This window comes from Mesorhizobium sp. Root102 (genome assembly GCF_001425625.1).
In the GTDB taxonomy this organism is placed as follows: Bacteria; Pseudomonadota; Alphaproteobacteria; order Rhizobiales; family Rhizobiaceae; genus Mesorhizobium.
Genome location: NZ_LMCP01000012.1, coordinates 598,630 through 618,154 on the forward strand (window position 1 = coordinate 598,630; position 19,525 = coordinate 618,154).

The window sequence follows — 19,525 nt, forward strand, 5'->3', positions numbered from 1 at the left end:
GGGCCGGAAGGCGTATGCAGAGCATGGTGATTTCCCTTGCTGTTCAGGCTCAAGCCAGCGTTGAATCGATGATGGCGAGATCCTGCCCGCCTTGCTTCACGGTGACGCTGCTGGTGCCGAGCAGGCCGCGCAGCTGTCCGGCCGGCACCGTCATCGGTCCTGGCGAGGCGGCGGTGCCCGGCGCCGGCTGCGGGAAGGCGGTCGAGCGCGCGGTGTGGAAGGTGACGTTACCTTCCACTTTCTGCATGATCTGGTGGATGTGGCCATTGAGCACCGTGACCGAGCCGAAACGCTTGAGCAGGCCGAGCGCCTGGGCCGCGTCGTCGGTGCCCCAGCCCCATTCGGGATAGACGGCCCATAGCGGGATGTGGGCGAAGACGACGATCGGCGTCGAGGCGCTGAGCGCTTTCAGATCGTCGGCCAGCCACGCCAGCTGTTCGGCGCCGAGATTGCCGAGCCCGCCGGCTTTGAGGTTAACGACATTGACCAGCGCCACGAAATGTACGCCGTTCTGGTCGAACGAATACCAGCCGGCGCCCCTGGTGCCCTTGCCGTAGCGGTCGAGATAGGCCTTGCCGTTGCCGTCGTCGATCAGATCGTGCTCGCCTGGCACATAATGCACGTCGAAGCCGGCGCCGCCGATGATCTCAGCGGCATTGTCGAACTGTGCGGGCTTGGACAGATGGGTGATGTCGCCGGTGTGGATCATGAAGGCCGGCTTTTGCGGCAGCGCCTGGATCTTTCCCATCGCTTCCTTCAGCGTGTCGATGGCGTGCGGGTTAGCCGCCTTGTCGAAGCCGATATGGCTGTCGGATATCTGCAGGAAGGTGAAGCCCGTGGCCATGGCTTCGGCAGCTTGTGCGGCGCCGAGCAGGTTGAGCGACACCGGTATGCCGCCTGAAATCGTCCACAGCACGCCGGTGCCGGCCCAGATCATGCACTCCAGCGCATGGCGGCGGCTGATGTGCCCGTTGTCGTCGTCGTGATGATGGGTCATGTCGATCTCCTCAACGCCAGGAGTGGCGTATGCTGAGGAGACCCGGGGCGGCGGCGGTTTATTCCCGGCTGGCGCGGATTCAGCCGTTCACGGTCGCGTGATGGCGTGTGCCGATCGTGACCGGCGCATTTTCAGGCAAGCCCGGTGTTTCAATCCGGCCAGCGCAAGGCGCCAGACGATTCCTTGCGGACTGGCTTCATGGCATCGGCGGGACGGTCCTTCGCGGTCAGTATGGAGCGCAGCCGTTCGGCGACGATCTCGGCCTCGCCGGGATGAAGATTGCAGGGGTCGAGGAAGAAATGCCCGCGCTCCGCCTCGTGGTTGCGCACGATGATCGGCGGCGAGCCGGCGGCGAGCTCCGAGGTGAGACCGGCTGCCGTGAACCGGCTTTCGGGCAATACAAAAATCTGCAACCGGTCCAGAGGATTGGCGGTCGGGTCGGGGATGATCTGCGCGACAATGCCCGGCAGGCCCTGCAATGTGTCCTTCCACAGGGTGAGTGCCGTCTCTTCGCGGCGGCGGATGCCGGCATGGTCGCGCTTTTCCCAGGCTTCCAGTGCGGCCATGGTGCCGGCAATGCTTTCCTTGCCGACCTTCATGGCGCGGGCGACGCCGCGGTTCTGCAGATAGGCGGCTCGAACCAGATCCTTGCGCCCGGTGACGATGCCGCTGGTCGGCCCGCTCAGGAATTTGTGGCCGCTGTAGATGACAATATCGGCGCCGCGCGCGAGGAAGCCGCGCAGGTCATATTCGGAAGCCGCGTCGACAATCACCGGGACGCCCCTGGCGTGGCAGATCTCGCAGAATTCCTCCAGCGACAGCATGCCATACTGCACGGTGTGGTGGGCGACGACATAGAGGCCCGCCGCCGTGCGGTCACGGATTGCGTCGCGCACGTGATAGTCCTGCGTCACGCTGACCGTGCCGGCCGGCACGACCTTGGCGCCCGCCAGCCGGACCGACTGGTCGATCGGGGCGCCATAGTTGACGATGTGGCCGAGCTGGACGATCACCTCCGACTTGAGGTCCTCGGTGTTGTCAGGCAGGCGTTCGATGGCGAGCAGGTTGGTTCCCGTCATCGCGCCAGCGATCGCCATGGTGATGCCGCTGGCGCAGCAAGCGGTGATGAAACCGGCCTCGCCGCCGGTGAGGCGTGCGACGATCGTGCTTGCGGCTCGCTGCAGATCGTCCATCTCCACCCATTGCGAGGCCATTTCCGCCATCGCGCTGATCGCTTCCGGGACGATGATCGATGCGCCGAGCGCCGTCATCGTGCCGGAGACATTGATGATCGGGCGAAGGCCGAGCCGTTCACGGATCGTGGTGTTGGAGCCGTTGGCGGAATAGGTTTTCATCTCTGCGATATCCCATTTTCTAAAAGGTCAGGCGGCGATCTCGACGACCGCCTCGATTTCGACGGTGATGTTTCCGGGCAAGGAACCGACGCCGATCGCCGAGCGGGCATGGCCGCCGATACTGTCGAACACATCGGCGAACAGGTCGGAACAGCCATTGACCACCTTCGGGTGGTCGCTGAAGGTCGGTGTCGCATTGACGAAGCCGAGCAGCTTGACGATGCGCACGATACGGCCAAGGTCGCCAGTGGCTGCGTGCATGACGGCGAGCAGATTGAGGCCGGTGAGGCGGGCATGGCCATAGGCCTCTTCGACGGTGACGTCGTCTCCCACCTTGCCGGTGAACAGCGTGCCGTCGGTCCGCAGCGGCCCCTGGCCGGACAGGAAGATCAACCGGCCGCTTTCGGCATGGGTGACGAAGTTGGCGATCGGGGTCGGCGGCTCGGGCAGCGTCAAGCCCAACTCGGCGAGCCGGATATAAGGCGTCATCAAAAAAGGCTCCTTGCGACAGCGTTCGCTGTCCCGTTCTAGAAATGCGAGGCGCGGAAGCGTGCCAGGAAGGTGCGCAGGCGCTCGTTGTCGGTGTCCGCCGCCAGGATTTCGGCGGGTGGACCCGCCGCGCTGACGCCGCCATCGGCCATGAAGATGATGCGGCTCGATGCATCGCGGGCAAAGGCCATTTCGTGCGTGACCATCACCATCGTCATGCCGTCCTCGGCCAGGCTGCGCACAACCTCGAGCACCTCGCCGACCAGTTCCGGGTCGAGCGCGGAGGTTATCTCGTCGAGAAGCAGGATCTTGGGCCCCATGGCCACGGCACGGGCAATGCCGACACGCTGCTGCTGGCCGCCGGACAGCTCGGCGGGCAGGCTGTCGGCCTTGTGGGCGAGACCGACCCGGCCGAGCCAGTGCTCGGCGATGGTGCGGGCCTCCGCACGGCTCTTGCCGCGCACCTTGGTGAGACCAAGCATGATGTTGCCGGCGGCTGTCAGGTGCGGAAAGAGGTTGAAGCTCTGGAACACCATGCCGGTTTCGGCGCGCATCGCGGCGAGGTCGCGTTCGCTACGGCGCTGGCGGGCTCCGGTTTCGCGAAAGCCGACCTCCTTGCCGTCGATGCGGATCGAGCCGCTGTCGTAGCTTTCGAGGAAGTTGACGCAACGCAGCAGCGTGGTCTTGCCGCTGCCGGAGGGGCCGATGACCGTCACCACTTCACCACGCGCCACCTGCAGGCTGACCGAACGCAGGACCTGGACGGTTCCAAAGGATTTGGAAACATCGGTGACATCGAGAAGGGCCGGGACGGTGGTCGAGCTGGTGGACATCTTGCTATTCCCGGATAAAGGAGAAACGCCGCTCGAGCCGCCGGCTGGCCAGCGAAAGCGCGTAGTTGACCGCGAAGTAGATGAGCGCGCCGAGAACATAGAGCGGCATGGCTTCGTAGGTGCGGCCGATGACCTGGTTGATGGCCTGCATCAGATCGGTGATGCCGAGCAGCGACACCAGCGCGCTGCCCTTGACCGCGTCGGTGACACCGTTGATCCAGGGCGGCAGGAAGCGCCTGAACGCTTGCGGGAAGATGACGTAGGCGAGCCGCTGGCGAAAGGTCAGTCCGATCGCCATTGCCGCCTCGGATTGCCCCCTCGGGATGGAGCCGACCGCACCCCTGAGGTATTCGACGACCTGCGCCGTCTTGAACAGGGTGAGCGCCAGCACGGCTGCCCAGAAGGATGGCAGATGAAGCCCGACGGCCGGCAGGCCGTAATAGACAAAGAAGATGAGCACCAGGATAGGGATGCCGCGGATGGTGTCGCTGAAGATGCGCACGGCCCATTGCAACGGTACAGGGCCATAGACGAGGCCGACGCCCATGATCACGCCGGCAATCAGGGAAAACACCACGACCAGCAGGGATACCCACAGTGTCAGGGCAAAGCCCTGGGCGAGGAAAGGCAAGGCATAGGCGATCTGGATGAGCATGTCAGCGCGCCGCCCTGAACCGGCGCTCGACAAGCCGAAGCGCAAAAAGCATGATGTAGCCGGTCACCAGATACATCGCGGTGACCACGAGATAGACCTCGACGATGCGGAAGGTGTTGAAGTTGATCCACTGGGCGCCGTAGGTCAGTTCCGGCACCGAGATGACCGACGCGACGGACGTATCCTTGAACAGCGATATGAAGGTATTGGACAGTGCCGGCAGCGTGATGCGCAGCATGGTCGGCAGGCGCACATTGAGCAGCCTTTGCCATGGAGTCAGGCCGATTGCCTTGCCGGCATCCAGCTGTCCGCGCGGGACGGCTTCGAGCCCGGAGCGGAACACCTCGACCAGATAGGCGCCGCTGTAGAGCGACAGCGTGACGACAAACGAGGTCGGCGCGCTGTAGGCGATATCGACCACCGTCGGCAGGCCGTAGAAGACGAGGTAGACGAGCAGGATCAGCGGCACGTTGCGGATGAATTCGACATAGGCGGCGATGATGGTGCGCACGATGCGCCCGGCAGACACGTACCAGACCGCCAGAACCAGGCCGATGACGATGCCGATGGCGATCGATATGACGGCGAGCTCGAGACTGAGCAGCAGGCCGCCCCACAGCTTGTCGAAGTGCCGCCAGATCAGGTTGAAATTGAGGGCATAGCCCATGCGTCCGCCTCAGTGCCGCAGGCTTTAGAGCAGTTCACCGTTTCACGGAAACGGCAAACCGCTCTAACTCTTTGTTTTGACGCAATTCCGGACGGAAAACCGTTTCACACTTTTCCTGGAATTGCTCTAGGGAGGCGGAAGGGCGCTGGATACGCCCTTCCCCCCGATGCAGATCAAATGGTCGGGAAGCCGGGATGGCGCGCCGGCGGCTCCTGTCCGAAATAGTCCTTGAAGGCGGCATCGTAGAGTGCGTTTTCGTGACCGAACATGGCGATGGTGAAGGTCGCGTTGACGAAGGCCAGCCAGTCGAGGTCACCTTGCCGCAGTGCCGCGCCATAAAGCATGCTCAGCCAGCTCTTGCCGGCGTCGAAATATTTGTCCGGATTGCGCGAGGCGAGCCAACGCACCGTGGACAGATCGACGGCAGCGGCATCGACGCGTTTCGATTCCAGCGCCTGCAGCACGTTGGCCTGGGTATCAATCTGCATGACCTGGCACTCGGGCAGGACCGAATGCACCTGCGCCTCGGCATCGACATTCTGCAGGATGGAGATACGTGTCGCCGCGCCACCGGCAAGCAGCTTGTCGAAGGTCTTGTTCTCGGCGGTCGGAAGGCTCAGCAGGGCGACGCCCTCGACATAGTAAGGCCGGGAAAAATTGACCAGCTGCGAGCGCTGGGCGCTCATCGTCATGAACTGGATGGTGATGTCGACCTTGTTGGTGGTCACGTTGGGAATGCGCTGAGCCGGATCCTGCATGACGAATTCGACCTTGGTCGGATCGTCGAAAAGGCCCTTGGCGAGAATGCGTCCCATGGTGATGTCCATGCCGACGAGTTCGCCGGCATCGTTCTCGAAGTGCCAGGGCGCGTTGGTGCTGCCGGTGCCGACGATCAGCTTGCCGCGATCGAGCACGGTGCGCAGCAGGCTGTCGGGTGCTGCCTGGGCAGCGGCCTTCTGGGCATCGATGGTTGCCAGCACGCCAGCCGTGGCCAGCCCTGCCATTCCCAATTTCAGAAAATCACGTCTTCCGGATGTGTCGTTCACGGCGACCTCCTTTCGTGTTGTGTTCCCCTTGTGCACAGGCAGGACACGCGTCGGTGATTTTGTCTCTTACAAGAGACGAGTGTATCCTGTACAAGACAGATATTAACACCGGGAATCGACAATGCAAGATGGCAATGCCTCGGCAGTTTCAGCCGGCGAGAAGATTTCGGGCTCCCGTGAAAAAGGGCTCAACCGGGTGCTCGAGATTCTGGAGTTTCTTCACACGACCCAGCGGGCGATCGGCATTGGCGACCTTGCCAAGGGCGTGAACGCGCCCCGCTCGACGACCTACACGCTGGTGCGGTCGCTGGTCGATGCGGGACTGCTGGAAATGGAAAGCGACGGCAATCGCGTCTATTTCGGCAAGAAACTCTATCTCTATGGAATGGACTATGTGCGAGGCAACGACCTCTTGAGGCGGGGGCGTCAGGAGGTCGACAATCTGTCGCGCGAGACCGGCGAGACTTCCGAACTGTGCATGCTGCAAAGCGGGCGCTATACGATCGTCCACGCGAGTCCCGGCACCAGGCCGTTCCGCATCAGTTCCGCCACCGGCTTGCAGATACCGCTGCCCTGGACGGCCTCGGGGCGGCTGCTTCTGGCGGGGCTGGAGAAGGCTGAGATCGAAGGCATGGTGTCGGACGACGATCTGGTGCTGCCCGACGGGCGCAAACTGCGGCTCGACGATTTCGTCGCCGACATCGCAAAAGCGCAGGTCACCGGCTATTGCGTCACCTCGGGCCTTGTCGATGCCTATACGAAATGCCTTGCCGCGCCGGTCCTTTCAGCGCCGGGCAAGGTCGAAGCGACGATGTGCCTGGTGGTTCCCATCGATACGTCCGAGGAGCGGACCGGCGAACTCATCGGCCTGCTGCGTGATCGTGCCGCGAGGCTTTCGATCGCGGCCTAGGCGCGCCAACGATCGAATGCTGGTTCAGGCAATGATGTCGGGAATGATCTTGTCTTCCAGCGCCATCAGCCGGTCCTTGAGGAACAGCTTTTTCTTCTTCATGCGCTGGATCTGCAGCGGATCGCAGCCCATGGCGATCATCGCGTTGATGGCCGCATCGAAATCCGCGTGCTCCTGCTTCAGCCGGGAATATTCGAGGCGGATATCAGCCTGTTCCTGATCGGACATTATCTACCGTCTGCACGTCTGCGGCGCCCAAAAATGGGCCTGATTGGGCGGGGCCGGCGGGATTTTGCAACCGGCGCGCAGCCCATATCACATTTCACATTGTCGTGGAATGCTACCACGGATCATTCGACATCGTTGCCGGAAGGTGGCACACTGTCACCGTGCCGTCACAGAAAGCGAACCTGCGGTGGACGCGCCGTGACGGCTGCAATCGAGGAAACCATGAAAGGGAGAACCAATCATGTCTCTTGCATCCCATCTTGATGAGTTGCAGCGGAAACACGGCGACATCGAACGTGAAATCGATGACGCGATGAACCATCCATCGGTCGACGACCTCGAAATCGTGAATCTCAAGCGACGCAAGCTGGCACTCAAGGATGCGATTGAAAAACTAAGAGGGAAACCGACCACGCATTGATGCCCTGCTGACCTAGCCGCTTGCGATCCGCGGCCTCTTTTCCCGGCGGTGCCTGCCGCCGGCATGGTGGTTTTTGATTTCCAGCATCGGGCATCAGCCTAAGCTGGACTCCCACAGGGCTAATTTCAGCTTCGGCCGTCGCCCGTTTTCGCCAGATCATCGATTGTTTCTGGCCTCTGGCGGCGGGCCGATTCCGGCCAGTGGCGACCTGTCGCCATTGACAAGCCATCTTTGCTCCTCCACCTCATGCCCGGACTTTAGCGCATCGGCCCGGAGCGCACTTTGTGCGTTCAAGTGGACGCATGGCGCTCCAGAGACAAAAGGCTGCCGGCATGACCGGATATTTTTCCTCTCCTTTTCCCCGCCGCACCTCGGTTGGCGTCGATGTCGGCGGCGTGGTCGTCGGCGGCGGCGCGCCCGTTGTCGTGCAGTCGATGACCAACACCGACACGGCCGATGTCGACCAGACTGTTGCGCAAGTCGCAGCACTCCACCGGGCCGGCTCCGAGATCGTGCGCATCACCGTCGATCGCGACGAGAGTGCCGCCGCCGTGCCACGCATTCATGAGCGGCTTCAGCGGCTTGGCATCAACGTACCGCTGGTCGGCGATTTCCACTATATCGGCCACAAGCTTTTGGCCGATCATCCGGCCTGTGCCGAGGCGCTGGCCAAATATCGCATCAATCCGGGCAATGTCGGCTTCAAGGACAAGAAAGACCGGCAGTTCGCCGCGATCGTCGAGATGGCGATCAAACACGACAAGCCGGTGCGCATCGGCGTCAACTGGGGCTCGCTCGACCAGGAGCTTTTGACCCGGTTGATGGACGACAACCAGGACAAGGGTTTTCCGCTGACCGCGCAAGAGGTGACGCGCGAGGCGATCGTGCAGTCGGCGATCCTGTCGGCCGAGATGGCGGAAGAGATCGGGCTTGGCCGCGAGAAAATCATCCTGTCGGCCAAAGTCAGCGGCGTGCAGGATCTGATCGCCGTCTATACCGAGCTTGCCACCCGCTCCAACCATGCGCTGCATCTTGGCCTCACCGAGGCCGGCATGGGCTCGAAAGGCATCGTTGCTTCTTCGGCTGCCATGGGCATCCTGCTACAGCAAGGGATTGGCGACACCATTCGCATCTCGCTGACGCCGGAGCCGAATGGCGACCGCACACGTGAGGTGCAGGTGTCGCAGGAATTGCTGCAGACCATGGGGTTCAGGCAGTTCGTGCCGATCGTCGCCGCCTGTCCCGGCTGCGGCCGCACCACCTCCACCGTCTTCCAGGAGCTGGCCCAGAACATCCAGGCCGATCTCAGGAAGAACATGCCGGTGTGGCGCGAAAAATATCCCGGCGTCGAGAACCTCAAGGTCGCGGTGATGGGTTGCATCGTCAACGGCCCGGGCGAGTCCAAGCATGCCGACATCGGCATTTCGCTGCCCGGCACCGGCGAGACGCCGACGGCGCCTGTCTTCGTCGACGGCAAGAAGGCGGCGACTCTGCGCGGGCCGTCGATCGCGGCGGATTTCGAGAAAATGGTCGCCGACTATATCGAGCAACGGTTTGGTCGCGGCAAGGCCGCGGCGGAGTAGGCGCGATGCAGCGTTTCCTCAGGGCGACGCTCGTTTTGCTTTGCGCCCTGGTCTGCTCGACAGCTGTTCAAGCCGATCCGCCGCAATCCGCCAAACAGCGGCTGATTGACAAGGTTTGCGCCCTGATCAAGGCCCATGCCGACCAGAACGGCCTGCCCAGGGATTTCTTCGCCCGGCTGATCTGGAAGGAGAGCCGTTTCGATCCCAACGCTGTTAGTCCGGTCGGCGCCGAAGGCATCGCCCAGTTCATGCCGGGCACCGCCAAGATGCGCGGGCTCACCAATTCCTTCGACATCAACCAGGCGATCCCGGCGTCGGCAAAGTATCTCGCCGAAATGAAAACCGGCTATGGCAATCTCGGCCTGGCGGCGGCGGCCTACAATGCTGGTGAGAGCCGGGTGTCGCGCTGGCTCAGCTCCGGCGGCTTCCTGCCGATGGAAACCGAAAGCTATGTCTTCGACATCATGGGCGAGCCGGCCGACAAGTTCACCGACCGGGCCTATGCCGGAAAGATCGAGCCGCTCGACGTAAAGACGGATTTTGCCGTCGCCTGCCGCAGGCTGCCGGTGATCATGTCGCGGACCGTGGCGATGGCCTCGATCAACATAAAGCCGTGGGGCATCCAGGTGGCCGGCAATTTTCGCCGCAGTGCCGCGATCAACCAGTGGCTCAGGGTAAGGAGCCGGTTCCCGGCCCTGCTCAACGGGCACGATCCGGTGGTCAGCCGGGTGCGCACGCCAATCGGCCGGCGCGGCATCTACGCGGTCAGAATCGGGGTCGACGACCGTGCCGCCGCCAATGTCATCTGCCAGAAATTGCAAAGCATCGGCGGGGCGTGCGTGGTGGTGCGCAACCGGTAATTTGACCCCTGCCGGCACGATGTTTTGTCTGAGAGAGGCGTCTGAAGGTGAAAGCCAGGATCATTTTGCTCAACGGTGTCGGCAGTGCCGGCAAGAGCTCGATCGCCAAGGCGTTGCAGACAATCACCGCCGAGCCCTTCCTGCATGTCCAGATGGACACTTTCATCGCGATGCTGCCCGACGCCATGCAGGACCATGCGGATGGTTTTTCCTATGAAACCATCCAACGGGACGGCAAGCCTTCGGTCGTGATCAGGACCGGACCGGTTGGGGCGCGAACCCTGCGCGCCATGCGCCACGCCATCGCCGCGATGGCCGGGCACGGCAACAACCTCATCGTCGACGACGTGCTTTGCAATGGCGAACTGCCGGACTATCTCGAACTGCTATCGGCCTTCGATCTCCATGTCGTTGGTGTCCGGGCGCCGCTGGAAGTGTTGGAAGCGCGTGAGGCCCTGCGGGGCGACCGAATGCCAGGGCTGGCGCGCTGGCAATATGAACGCGTGCACGAGAACATGGACTACGACCTCGAAGTCGACACCAGCGTCCTCACGCCACTCGAATGCGCCTGTCGCATCCAGCAAAGATTTCAGCTATAGCGGCGGCCATCTTTACCAGGGGCGACAGCGCTGCCTTTGACGAGCAGCATGGGCCGCGACATGTTCGATGGATACATTGTCTGCGGCACGCCGCGGACCGGAAGCACTTTGCTGTGCAAGCTTCTGGAGTCCACGAAGACGGCCGGCACGCCCCACTCATTCTATCGGCGGCAGGACGTGTCGGAGTGGGCCGAAGAGTGGAAGCTGCCTGATCGCGACACGATGAGCGAGCTCGACTTCAATGTCGCCTATCTCAACGCGGCGATCGCTGCCGGCAAGGGTGGGACCGGCCTCTTCGGCCTTCGCTTGATGCGCGAAAATCTGGATGAGCTCTCGGCAATCCTCGACCAGATTTTCCCAGAACTGCCATCCGACAGAGCGCGTCTTGAAAAGGCCTTTGGCCGTATTGTCTACATACATCTCTCCCGGGAGGACAAGCTTGCGCAGGCTGTCTCTTTGATCAAAGCCGAGCAGACCGGTCTTTGGCATATCGCTCCCGACGGCACCGAGATCGAAAGGGCCGCGCCGCCGAAAGCGCCCCAATATGATTTTAAGCGGATCAGGCGTGAGGTGACGGAACTCGAGACCTATGATGCAGCCTGGAACATTTGGTTCACTGAGCAAGGCATATCCCCGCTGCGGGTCGGCTATGAGCGTCTTGCCGCGAACCCGGCCGCGACGTTGCTAGGCATCTGCGAAGCCCTGGGGGTCCGAGCACCTGACGCCGGGGATGTAAGCCCCGGCGTTGCAAAGCTCTCCGACGACACGAGCCTCGACTGGATGCGCCGCTATCTTCTGGACGCATCCGTCTGACGCATCCGCGGATGCAGGCTAGGCGGTCTTGGCCACCACCGTCTCGCTGAGCCAAGTGCCGATCTTGGTGCCGAGGCGGTCGGGCGAAACGGGCTTCGGCAGATAGTCGTCCATGCCCGATTCGATGCACTTGTCGCGATCGCCCTTCAGCGCATGCGCGGTGACGCCGATGATCGGTATGTGCGCGCCCGTCGAGGTCTCCATGGCCCGGATCGCGCGGGTCGCTTCGTAGCCATTCATCTCCGGCATCGAGACATCCATCAGGATCAGCTTGGGGCGCAGCGCCCGATACATCTCGACCGCCGTGCGGCCATTGCCGGCGATGCGATAGCTGAGTCCCAGCCCATTGAGGATCTGACCGAACACCAGTTGGTTCACGTCATTGTCCTCGGCAATGAGGATGTCGATCGGTCCGTTCGGCGTGGTTGCCGATTCCGGCACTGTCGTGGCCGGCATCGCCGGGCCGCGGATGACGGTAAAGGCAGGTGGTGCTGCCGGGGGAGCCTGCACGATCGGCTCGCGGACGAACTGCGCCTTGCCGACCTGCGAACGGGCTTTCTGCACAACCGAAATGACGGTGCCGAGCAGGACGGCGGAGCGCGCCGGCTTGGTCAGGTGCGCGGCAATGCCGAAGTCGATGATCATCTTACCGAAATCGACCTGGTCGACGGAGGTCAGCAACACCACCGGGATGGAGGACAGCCGGCTGTCGGAAGCAATAGCTCTGGCGACGTCGGCGCCGTTCATGCCCGGCATCTGGTAGTCGAGGATGATGCAGTCGACGGCGGCGCCCAGCTGAAAGGCGCGGTCGAGGAAGGCCAGGCCCACGGCGCCGCTTTCGGCGGCGGCACAATCGAAGCTCCAGCTCCTGAGCTGCTCGAGCAGGATTTCGCGGTTGACCGGATTGTCGTCGATGACCAGCACGCGCGCGCCGGTGACGTCGACCGGCACGATCTCGTCACGCGCCGCGGCATGATGCGCGGGCAGCGGCACGGCGAACCAGAACACGGAACCGCGGCCGATCTCGCTTTCGACGCCGATCTTGCCTGCCATGAGGTCGACGAGACGCGCGGCGATGGCGAGGCCCAGCCCCGTGCCCTCATGGCGGCGGGTGGACGAGCCGTCGACCTGCGCGAATTTCTCGAACACGTTCTGCAGTTTCTCGGCCGGTATGCCGATGCCGGTGTCTTCGACGCGAACCTTGAGCTGGACCACGTCGTTGACGATCTCGCCGCCGACATCGATCAGCACATGACCCTTTTCGGTGAACTTCACCGCGTTGCCGAGGAGGTTGGTGATGATCTGCCGGAACCGGCCGGCGTCGCCGACGACATGGGCCGGCAGGCGCGGGTCGACGCGCACGATCAGTTCGAGGTTCTTTTCGGCGACGCGCGCCGAGACCAGCGTCGCCACATCCTCGACCGCCTCGGAAAGGCGGAAGGGAGCGGGGTCGAGGGTGAGCTGGCCGGCATTGATCTTCGAGAAATCGAGGATGTCGTTGATGATGGTGAGCAGCGCATTGCCGGATTTGACGATGACGTCGGTGAAGGTCTTCTGGCGCGCCGTCAAATCGGTCTTGGCCAGCAGTTCGGCCATGCCGAGCACGCCATTCATCGGCGTACGGATTTCGTGGCTCATATTGGCCAGGAATTCCGATTTGGCGCGGTCGGCGGCCTCGGCCTTGAACAGGGATTCGGCGGATTCGGCAAAGGCGCGGCGGATCGCCACTTCCATCGGGCGGAAGATCCAGAAGGCGACGATGGCAAGGGCTGCGAACAGGATGCCGCTCGCCCACAACAACAGCCTGTCGCTGGAGGCATCGGCCAGGTGACGCTCATCGTCCATGGCGGTGCGGACGCGGACCAGCATGGGTTGGGCAAACAGGTCGTTCTGGTTGCGGATCTCGCGATAGCTCCATTCGTCGACCTTCTGCGCCATCGACATCAGGTTGAAGTTGCGCACCATGTCGCGCGGCGACCAGAACAGGTCGCCGTTGACGGAAGCGGATTGGAGCTCGTTGACGGTCTTGGTCGACAGGCGCGGCTTGATCGCCGCAAGCTGGGCGGTCAGCGTCTCGATCTCGCCGGTCAGGCGTTCCGAATGGCCGCGCGCCGATGTGGTCAGCGCATCGCGTGTCTCCGCCCGCCAGGCTGTGCCGGTCGTCTCGGCAAAGCTGGTCGCGTTGCGCAGATCGCGGGTGAAGACGACGAGGTTGCTGCTCAGCGCATCGATGTCACGGCGAAAGGAATTGACACGATCGAGCGCAATCACGATGCCTGCGGAAGCCAACGCGAAGATCAGCAAACCTGAAATATAGCGAATCCGGACTGACCGGATGAAGGACGAATATTCCGGCATGCGCAACCCCAACACATACGCATCATTTTAATGGTCGGGATTACGCTTCATTTACATTAAAATTTCGTGTGGATAGGCCAACCATACGAATCTCTGGATGGATGACAGCTTTTTGACCCTGACAATCCTTTCGCAAGGAAAGCGTGGCGTCTGAACGAATTCAGACGACCCGCTTTAGTCTCTGTTCCCAAGGCCGCCATTCTCCCCAAACCGAGGTCACTCTGGCGACATGCATCAGGCCGCCGCCACGACGAGGGCGCGGATGCGGCCACTCACCGGGCCTTCCCCGAACCGCTTCCCCATGGCATTCGCCACGTATCGCGTCGCCTCTTCCAGCGAGCCGCCGCGCGCCTCGATCTCGGCACGCAGGGGTGTGCCCTGGCAATAGGCCGCGGCCGCATCATAAGGCGACGGAGCGGCACTCACGGCATCCAGAGGCTCTATGGCGACGTCGTGGAATCCGGCCGCACGCAGGTCGGCGCGGATGGCGTCGGCATTGTGGTAGCCGTGCGGTGTCCTCGCCATGAAGCGCGGTGGATCGGCGGGAAAGAAATGGCCGAGCGCCCGCGTCGCTTCCTCGGCGAACTCGTTCTCTTCGATGGCACTCCAGACGTTGAACAGGAAATGCCCGCCCGGCCGCATCACCCGCCGGGCTTGCCAGTAGGCTCCCACCCGATCGGGGAAGAACATCGCGCCAAATTGGCAGACCACGGCATCAAACCGTGCGTCCTCGAAGGGCAGCGCCTGGGCGTCGGCCTGCTGCCAGACGATACGAGGATCGTCCGTCATCCGCGTGCGCGCGTGGTCGAGCATGGGCTGGTTGAGGTCGGTAGCCACGATGCGTGTTTGCGCCGGCAGCCTCGCTGCGAGCGCACGTGTCACCACACCGGTGCCCGCCGCCACTTCGAGCACCGACTGCGGCCCGAGCTTCGACACCCGCTCCGCCAGGTCCCGCGCATATGGCTCGAAGATCAGCGGCACCATCGCCCGGTCGTAGACCTCGGCAATGGAACCGCTGAACAGCTTGTCGGTGGTCGACATGGCATCCCTCCAACTCTGTCCGCACCGCGTGGTTGCCGTGCGGATGGCAAAGCGATGTCGATCCTCTGCTTCGGCAGGCTTCCGTTCAAGTTCAATCTCTGAACCGGCCGCCGAGGACGAGCGAGCTTTGATCAACTCGATGTCTTGGTTGGCCCCAACCTCAGCTGTTACGCGCCGCCACGAATGTCGCCGCGTCCTTCAGCAACTGGGCGTCGTCGCCATAGGGCTCGAGCAGTGCATGCGCCTGTTCGACGAGGCCGTGCAGCTGGCTGCGCGCCCAATTCGCGCCATGCAGCGCGACCAGCGTCGCCTTGCCCGCGGCAGCGTCCTTGCCCGTCGCCTTGCCCATCTGGCTGGCATCGGCGGTCAGGTCGAGCAGGTCGTCGGCAAGCTGGAAGGCAAGGCCGATCGCGGAACCGAATTCGGCCAGCCGCTCGCGATCCTCAGCGGCAGCGCCGGCGATAAGGGCGCCGGCCTCGCAAGCGAAACGGATGAGCGCGCCGGTCTTCATCGCCTGCAGCCGGATGATGCCGGCCTCGTCCGGTGGCGCCTGTTCGGCTTCGAGGTCGAGCTTCTGGCCGCCGACCATGCCGCCCGCCCCGGCCGCGCGGGCAAGCGCCAGCACCAATGCTGCCCGCCGCTCTGCCGGCAGGGTGGTCGCCTCGCCGGCGATGATGTCGAAGGCAAGCGTCAGCAAGGCATCGCCGGCCAGGATGGCGGTCGCCACGTCGAAGGCCTTGTGCACGGTCGGCTGGCCACGGCGCAGATCATCGTCGTCCATGGCCGGCAGATCGTCGTGGATCAGCGAATAGCAATGCACACATTCAAGCGCTGCCGCGACGCGCAGCGCCGCCTCGCCGTCGGCGGAAAAAAGTGCGGCACTTTCCATGACCAGGAAGGGGCGCAGGCGCTTGCCGCCGTTCAAGACGCCGTGGCGCATCGCCGCCATCAGCCGACCGGGCCGGGCGATCTCGCCCGAAAGCGCGCGGTCGTCGAGCAGCCGGCGCAGCAGCACCTCGACGGCGGCAGCGCGTCGGATGAGCGCCATTTCGAACGCCATTTCGTCGTCATTCGTCATGGCCGGGACCGGTAGCCGACACTCAGACGTTGCGCAAGAAGGCAAGCGCCATTATGCCGGAGCAGTAAGAGCCCGTTTGGAAACTCTACTCCTGCGGTCATCTGAAGGCGTTTTCTGCGCTTCCGGTGCTCACGTACTCGAATGTACGCTCCGCTCCGGTTCTCGAAAACACCGTCATATGACTCACAGGAGCGAGTTTCAAAACGAGCTCTCTGGCACGGGTTGGGCGGCTTGGCGGAACCGATCGTCGATCATGAAACCGAAAAGCTGGACATGGCGACGAGATCGCGAGGCGTAAACCGCCGTGGTCTCAAGCGCTGGGTCCGGCGCGGCATCGTCGTGGCCGCGGTGCTGGCTTTGATTCCGGTCGTGCTGACGTTCCTCTATCTGCCATCCTTCGTGCATCCGGTCTCGACGCTTATGCTGAAGGACCTGGCGACGTTCTCCGGTTATGACCGCCGCTGGGTGTCGATTGACGACGTGTCGCCGGTGCTGGCCAATTCCGTCATCATGTCGGAGGACGGGCAGTTCTGCTTCCACCGTGGCGTCGATCTCGGCGAATTGCGGGGCGTCGTCGACGACGCGTTGGCCGGTGAAGCAACGCGTGGCGCCTCGACCATCACCATGCAGACGGTGAAGAACCTGTTTCTCTGGTCACGGCCGCTGGGTTCGGTGCGCAAGGTGGTCGAACTGCCGCTGGCCGTCTATTTCGATGCGGTGATGTCGAAACGGCGCATCATGGAGATCTATCTCAACATCGCCGAGTGGGGGCCGGGCATCTACGGTGTCGAGGCCGCGGCACAGCACCATTTCGGCGTTTCGGCAAAACAGTTGTCGCGACGACAGGCCGCCCTGCTTGCCGTCTCCTTGCCAAATCCCATCGCCCGCAATCCGGCCAAACCCGGACCGGGCCTGAGACGGCTGGCCAATCTGATCGAGCGGCGCGCCGGCCGCTCCGGCGCCTATGTCGGCTGTCTCCGCTAGCCGACTCAAAAAAATTCGCGCCAGTGCTGGCCAAAACGGCGCAGGGCGTGTATAGGCACCCGACTTTCTCAGATTCCGGCCCCGACACGGCCCTTTCACGAGGGCGGGCGGGGCTTTTTGACCATGTAATGGAGCATATCCATGGCCGTTCCGAAACGAAAAACCTCTCCGTCCAAGCGCGGCATGCGCCGCTCGGCCGACGCTCTCAAGGCCCCGACTTATGTCGAGGACAAGAATTCCGGCGAAATGCGCCGCCCGCATCATATCGACCTGAAGACCGGCATGTATCGCGGTCGCCAGGTGTTGACGCCCAAGGAAAGCTGAGACCAGCTTTTCCAAAGGTTTGAATTACAAAAGGACCGGCCAGTGGCCGGTTTTTTTGCGTTTGGGGGCGGGGTGGCGCGCATCTCGAAGCGCGGGCGGCAATCGTTGCAGTTCTCCAACTGGGCAACGGGCTGACATGGTTGTTGCGCGCGGTCTTCGACCGTGTTCAGCGCGGCCACCGAAACATCTTGACGGCGTGCCTGTGGCGCATTCTACAAAGGATTGCCCCCAAATGGAGACGCCAGATGTTCGGTGCCATTCCGCTGCTGATCGTGCCTTTCGTGCTCTACAATCTCGGATTGCTGGGAATATTCGGCAGCGGTGACGATCCGTGGGCGAGCGAAGTCTTCTCCTTCAGCATGATGTCGGGCGGCGTGTTCTCGATGACGCTTGGCGATCTGATGGTGCTGATCGGGCTGATCTTCCTGTTCCTCGAAATGGCGAAATCGGTGCGCACCACCAATGCCTCGATCATGGACCACCTTCTGTCGACGCTGGTCTTCGTGGCGTTCCTGGTCGAGTTCCTGCTGGTAAAGGGCGCCGCCCACTCCGTCTTCTTCACGCTGATGGTCATCGCGCTGTTCGATGTGCTGGCCGGATTCGCGGTGTCGATGCGGTCGGCGAGCCGGGACATCAATCTCAACTAAGGCTGCATTGATATTCAGGTGATGCCGGCCTGCAAATGGCGGCCTCCTGCGCTTCCGGTGCTCACGTACCCAAAAGTACGCTCCGCTCCGGTTCTCGGAGGCCACCATTTTCGACTCGGCCTGACCTGAATCTCAACGCAGCCTCGCCTCAATGTCGAAGGATGCTCAGCCCGGATCGGCGGTGAAACCGGTGGCCTCGATGCCGGCGATTGCCGCGGCTTCGTCATTGTCCGACGTGTCGCCTGAAATGCCGACGGCGCCGATGATGGCGCCGGCCTTGTCGCGGATCAGCACGCCGCCGACGACCGGCAGCACGCGTCCGCCCGATACGTCCGAGATGCCGGCGACGAGATGCGGGCGCTCCTTGGCGAAGGCCTCGACTTTGCGCGAGCCCATGCCGATGGCGAGCGCGCCATAGGCCTTGCCGGCCGACATTTGCGGACGCAGGAACGAGGCGCCGTCCTGGCGCTGGAAGGCGACCAGATGTCCGCCGGCATCAAGCACCGAGACGCCGAGCGGCTTGAGCTTGAGATCGGCGCCCTTGGCAAAGGCGGCATCGATGATTTGCCTGGCTTTTTCGAGCGGCAGTGCGGTCATGGCAGTCTCCTGTTTGAAAACGCGTCGATCATTGACGGTCGGCGGGCGAGATAACATCCCGGTTTCGGTTGAAAGTGCTTCGCGTGAAGAGGCGGGATGGAAATCGGCGTTCGCCGACACCATCCGGGTACGGCGTTGCCGTTTGTATGGCGCCAGACGTGCCCGGGGGATGGCTATTTCTTCTTGGCGCGGGCCGGCTTCTTGGCGGGTGCCGCCGGCGCGTTGGCGAGATCTTCCGCTTCCTTGGCGAGACGCAGTGCCCGCAGCTTGTTGGTCTTGGCCTGACGGGCGTCACTCTCCGCGACGTATTCGGCCATTGCCTTCTGGCGGACGGTTGCCGCCTCTTCCTGCTTCTTGAAACGCAGGTCGGCGCGCGCGCGGGCAGCATCCCGAGAGTTCTCAACCAAGACCTTATCCAATCCCGTGAATTATGGCTTTCCGCCTCTTCTAGCAGAGCCGACCCCCAAACGGGAAAATAAGTTGGTTACGCGGCCGGGCTGGCGGCGAGGGCCTTGCTGGCAACCACCGCCTCATAGGCGGCCTGCAAGGTCGCGTGGACAGAAGGGCCAGACATTGTATCGAGCGGCATGCCGAGGTGCTCGTGGCGCAACTCGTCCATGAATTTGTCCCACATCGGCTGTCCGCCCTTTTCCAGAAGTTCGGCGCGGATCGACAGTTCGTCGCTGACCGGCAGCCAGACGCGGCCCCAGGCGCCGAGATGGGCCAGGATCGGCACCAGCGTGATCGCCATCTCGGTCAGGCTGTAGATCGCCTTCTGCTTGTGCGAGGGATCGTCGGCCTTGGTCAGCATGCCCAATTCCATCAGCCGCTTCAGCCGGTCGGCGAGAATGTTGGAGGCGATGCCTTCGATCGATCCGTTGAGCATCTCGCGAAAATGGCGCCTGCCGCCGAAGATCATGTCGCGAAGGATGATCAGGCTCCAACGGTCGCCGAACACTTCCAGCGACAGGTTGATCGGGCACCCGGACCGGCGATCGATGCTCATGAGATTTCTCCAACAAACCGGTTGCATTATCGTA

The 19,525-nt window shown here is 62.9% G+C and carries 23 protein-coding genes; 9 read left to right on the forward strand and 14 right to left on the reverse strand.

Annotated features, from left to right (window positions below; all coding sequences use genetic code 11):
- Positions 1 to 49: 49 nt before the first annotated feature.
- The 7 genes from ASD12_RS14075 to ASD12_RS14105 form a co-directional block, all read right to left on the reverse strand.
- Positions 50 to 997: a metallophosphoesterase gene (locus ASD12_RS14075; RefSeq protein WP_056586640.1), complete on the reverse strand. Its 948-nt coding sequence runs from the start codon at positions 995 to 997 to the stop codon at positions 50 to 52.
- A 149-nt stretch (positions 998 to 1,146) separates the two neighbouring features.
- Complete coding sequence (locus tag ASD12_RS14080; protein WP_056586643.1) at positions 1,147 to 2,352, reverse strand: aminotransferase class V-fold PLP-dependent enzyme; 1,206 nt, start codon at positions 2,350 to 2,352, stop codon at positions 1,147 to 1,149.
- Between the two features lie 27 nt (positions 2,353 to 2,379).
- Positions 2,380 to 2,841 (reverse strand): RidA family protein, encoded by a 462-nt coding sequence (locus ASD12_RS14085; RefSeq protein WP_056586649.1) that lies wholly within the window; start codon positions 2,839 to 2,841, stop codon positions 2,380 to 2,382.
- A gap of 38 nt (positions 2,842 to 2,879) precedes the next feature.
- The gene (locus tag ASD12_RS14090; protein WP_056586652.1) at positions 2,880 to 3,674 is read right to left on the reverse strand and encodes an amino acid ABC transporter ATP-binding protein; all 795 of its coding nucleotides are present in this window, start codon (positions 3,672 to 3,674) and stop codon (positions 2,880 to 2,882) included.
- 4 nt (positions 3,675 to 3,678) lie between these two features.
- On the reverse strand, positions 3,679 to 4,329 hold the full coding sequence (locus ASD12_RS14095; RefSeq protein WP_056586654.1) for an amino acid ABC transporter permease: 651 nt from the start codon (positions 4,327 to 4,329) through the stop codon (positions 3,679 to 3,681).
- A gap of 1 nt (position 4,330) precedes the next feature.
- Positions 4,331 to 4,996, reverse strand: a complete 666-nt coding sequence (locus tag ASD12_RS14100; protein WP_056586659.1) for an amino acid ABC transporter permease — start codon at positions 4,994 to 4,996, stop codon at positions 4,331 to 4,333.
- Between the two features lie 173 nt (positions 4,997 to 5,169).
- Positions 5,170 to 6,042, reverse strand: coding sequence for a transporter substrate-binding domain-containing protein (locus tag ASD12_RS14105; RefSeq protein WP_056586661.1), 873 nt, complete (start codon positions 6,040 to 6,042; stop codon positions 5,170 to 5,172).
- A 121-nt stretch (positions 6,043 to 6,163) separates the two neighbouring features.
- On the opposite strand from ASD12_RS14105, the gene ASD12_RS14110 reads away from it, so the two are divergent.
- A complete protein-coding gene (locus ASD12_RS14110) occupies positions 6,164 to 6,952 on the forward strand; it encodes an IclR family transcriptional regulator (protein WP_056586664.1) in 789 nt (262 codons plus the stop codon).
- A 24-nt stretch (positions 6,953 to 6,976) separates the two neighbouring features.
- On the opposite strand, the gene ASD12_RS14115 is transcribed toward ASD12_RS14110, so the two are convergent.
- On the reverse strand, positions 6,977 to 7,180 hold the full coding sequence (locus tag ASD12_RS14115) for a YdcH family protein (RefSeq protein ID WP_056586665.1): 204 nt from the start codon (positions 7,178 to 7,180) through the stop codon (positions 6,977 to 6,979).
- Between the two features lie 241 nt (positions 7,181 to 7,421).
- On the opposite strand from ASD12_RS14115, the gene ASD12_RS14120 reads away from it, so the two are divergent.
- The 5 genes from ASD12_RS14120 (at position 7,422) to ASD12_RS14140 (ending at position 11,456) form a co-directional block, all read left to right on the forward strand.
- Entirely contained in the window at positions 7,422 to 7,601 is a 180-nt protein-coding gene (locus ASD12_RS14120; protein ID WP_056586668.1) for a YdcH family protein, read from the forward strand.
- A 332-nt stretch (positions 7,602 to 7,933) separates the two neighbouring features.
- On the forward strand, positions 7,934 to 9,184 hold the full coding sequence (ispG, locus tag ASD12_RS14125) for a flavodoxin-dependent (E)-4-hydroxy-3-methylbut-2-enyl-diphosphate synthase (protein WP_056586899.1): 1,251 nt from the start codon (positions 7,934 to 7,936) through the stop codon (positions 9,182 to 9,184).
- A gap of 5 nt (positions 9,185 to 9,189) precedes the next feature.
- Positions 9,190 to 10,044, forward strand: a complete 855-nt coding sequence (locus ASD12_RS14130) for a lytic transglycosylase domain-containing protein (protein WP_056586671.1) — start codon at positions 9,190 to 9,192, stop codon at positions 10,042 to 10,044.
- 47 nt (positions 10,045 to 10,091) lie between these two features.
- Positions 10,092 to 10,643, forward strand: a complete 552-nt coding sequence (locus ASD12_RS14135; RefSeq protein ID WP_056586673.1) for a chloramphenicol phosphotransferase — start codon at positions 10,092 to 10,094, stop codon at positions 10,641 to 10,643.
- A 48-nt stretch (positions 10,644 to 10,691) separates the two neighbouring features.
- Positions 10,692 to 11,456, forward strand: coding sequence for a Stf0 family sulfotransferase (locus tag ASD12_RS14140; protein WP_082525420.1), 765 nt, complete (start codon positions 10,692 to 10,694; stop codon positions 11,454 to 11,456).
- A gap of 18 nt (positions 11,457 to 11,474) precedes the next feature.
- Here ASD12_RS14140 and ASD12_RS14145 read toward each other — a convergent pair whose 3' ends face one another.
- From ASD12_RS14145 to ASD12_RS14155, 3 genes are all read right to left on the reverse strand, one after another.
- Positions 11,475 to 13,814 (reverse strand): response regulator, encoded by a 2,340-nt coding sequence (locus tag ASD12_RS14145; protein ID WP_056586905.1) that lies wholly within the window; start codon positions 13,812 to 13,814, stop codon positions 11,475 to 11,477.
- 234 nt (positions 13,815 to 14,048) lie between these two features.
- Complete coding sequence (locus ASD12_RS14150) at positions 14,049 to 14,855, reverse strand: class I SAM-dependent methyltransferase (protein WP_056586676.1); 807 nt, start codon at positions 14,853 to 14,855, stop codon at positions 14,049 to 14,051.
- 160 nt (positions 14,856 to 15,015) lie between these two features.
- Entirely contained in the window at positions 15,016 to 15,933 is a 918-nt protein-coding gene (locus tag ASD12_RS14155; protein WP_056586678.1) for a polyprenyl synthetase family protein, read from the reverse strand.
- A 222-nt stretch (positions 15,934 to 16,155) separates the two neighbouring features.
- Between ASD12_RS14155 and ASD12_RS14160 the strand changes: the two genes are divergently transcribed.
- From ASD12_RS14160 to ASD12_RS14170, 3 genes are all read left to right on the forward strand, one after another.
- Positions 16,156 to 16,917: a transglycosylase domain-containing protein gene (locus ASD12_RS14160; protein WP_056586680.1), complete on the forward strand. Its 762-nt coding sequence runs from the start codon at positions 16,156 to 16,158 to the stop codon at positions 16,915 to 16,917.
- Positions 16,918 to 17,058: 141 nt separating this feature from the next.
- Entirely contained in the window at positions 17,059 to 17,241 is a 183-nt protein-coding gene (rpmF, locus tag ASD12_RS14165) for a 50S ribosomal protein L32 (protein ID WP_008834724.1), read from the forward strand.
- 245 nt (positions 17,242 to 17,486) lie between these two features.
- Positions 17,487 to 17,888: a hypothetical protein gene (locus tag ASD12_RS14170; RefSeq protein ID WP_013529226.1), complete on the forward strand. Its 402-nt coding sequence runs from the start codon at positions 17,487 to 17,489 to the stop codon at positions 17,886 to 17,888.
- 165 nt (positions 17,889 to 18,053) lie between these two features.
- Here ASD12_RS14170 and ASD12_RS14175 read toward each other — a convergent pair whose 3' ends face one another.
- The 3 genes from ASD12_RS14175 to ASD12_RS14185 form a co-directional block, all read right to left on the reverse strand.
- Complete coding sequence (locus tag ASD12_RS14175) at positions 18,054 to 18,485, reverse strand: heme-binding protein (RefSeq protein ID WP_056586908.1); 432 nt, start codon at positions 18,483 to 18,485, stop codon at positions 18,054 to 18,056.
- Positions 18,486 to 18,658: 173 nt separating this feature from the next.
- Positions 18,659 to 18,892, reverse strand: a complete 234-nt coding sequence (locus tag ASD12_RS14180; RefSeq protein ID WP_023810948.1) for a hypothetical protein — start codon at positions 18,890 to 18,892, stop codon at positions 18,659 to 18,661.
- Positions 18,893 to 18,969: 77 nt separating this feature from the next.
- Entirely contained in the window at positions 18,970 to 19,491 is a 522-nt protein-coding gene (locus ASD12_RS14185; RefSeq protein WP_056586683.1) for a helix-turn-helix domain-containing protein, read from the reverse strand.
- Positions 19,492 to 19,525: the final 34 nt, after the last annotated feature.

Coding starts and splice junctions, on each gene's coding strand:
- ASD12_RS14075 (WP_056586640.1), bottom strand. CDS start 997: ATGACCCATCATCACGACGACGACAACGGGCACATCAGCCGCCGCCAT.
- ASD12_RS14080 (WP_056586643.1), bottom strand. CDS start 2,352: ATGAAAACCTATTCCGCCAACGGCTCCAACACCACGATCCGTGAACGG.
- ASD12_RS14085 (WP_056586649.1), bottom strand. CDS start 2,841: ATGACGCCTTATATCCGGCTCGCCGAGTTGGGCTTGACGCTGCCCGAG.
- ASD12_RS14090 (WP_056586652.1), bottom strand. CDS start 3,674: ATGTCCACCAGCTCGACCACCGTCCCGGCCCTTCTCGATGTCACCGAT.
- ASD12_RS14095 (WP_056586654.1), bottom strand. CDS start 4,329: ATGCTCATCCAGATCGCCTATGCCTTGCCTTTCCTCGCCCAGGGCTTT.
- ASD12_RS14100 (WP_056586659.1), bottom strand. CDS start 4,996: ATGGGCTATGCCCTCAATTTCAACCTGATCTGGCGGCACTTCGACAAG.
- ASD12_RS14110 (WP_056586664.1), top strand. CDS start 6,164: ATGCAAGATGGCAATGCCTCGGCAGTTTCAGCCGGCGAGAAGATTTCG.
- ASD12_RS14115 (WP_056586665.1), bottom strand. CDS start 7,180: ATGTCCGATCAGGAACAGGCTGATATCCGCCTCGAATATTCCCGGCTG.
- ASD12_RS14120 (WP_056586668.1), top strand. CDS start 7,422: ATGTCTCTTGCATCCCATCTTGATGAGTTGCAGCGGAAACACGGCGAC.
- ispG (WP_056586899.1), top strand. CDS start 7,934: ATGACCGGATATTTTTCCTCTCCTTTTCCCCGCCGCACCTCGGTTGGC.
- ASD12_RS14130 (WP_056586671.1), top strand. CDS start 9,190: ATGCAGCGTTTCCTCAGGGCGACGCTCGTTTTGCTTTGCGCCCTGGTC.
- ASD12_RS14140 (WP_082525420.1), top strand. CDS start 10,692: ATGGGCCGCGACATGTTCGATGGATACATTGTCTGCGGCACGCCGCGG.
- ASD12_RS14145 (WP_056586905.1), bottom strand. CDS start 13,814: ATGCCGGAATATTCGTCCTTCATCCGGTCAGTCCGGATTCGCTATATT.
- ASD12_RS14150 (WP_056586676.1), bottom strand. CDS start 14,855: ATGTCGACCACCGACAAGCTGTTCAGCGGTTCCATTGCCGAGGTCTAC.
- ASD12_RS14155 (WP_056586678.1), bottom strand. CDS start 15,933: ATGACGAATGACGACGAAATGGCGTTCGAAATGGCGCTCATCCGACGC.
- rpmF (WP_008834724.1), top strand. CDS start 17,059: ATGGCCGTTCCGAAACGAAAAACCTCTCCGTCCAAGCGCGGCATGCGC.
- ASD12_RS14170 (WP_013529226.1), top strand. CDS start 17,487: ATGTTCGGTGCCATTCCGCTGCTGATCGTGCCTTTCGTGCTCTACAAT.
- ASD12_RS14175 (WP_056586908.1), bottom strand. CDS start 18,485: ATGACCGCACTGCCGCTCGAAAAAGCCAGGCAAATCATCGATGCCGCC.
- ASD12_RS14185 (WP_056586683.1), bottom strand. CDS start 19,491: ATGAGCATCGATCGCCGGTCCGGGTGCCCGATCAACCTGTCGCTGGAA.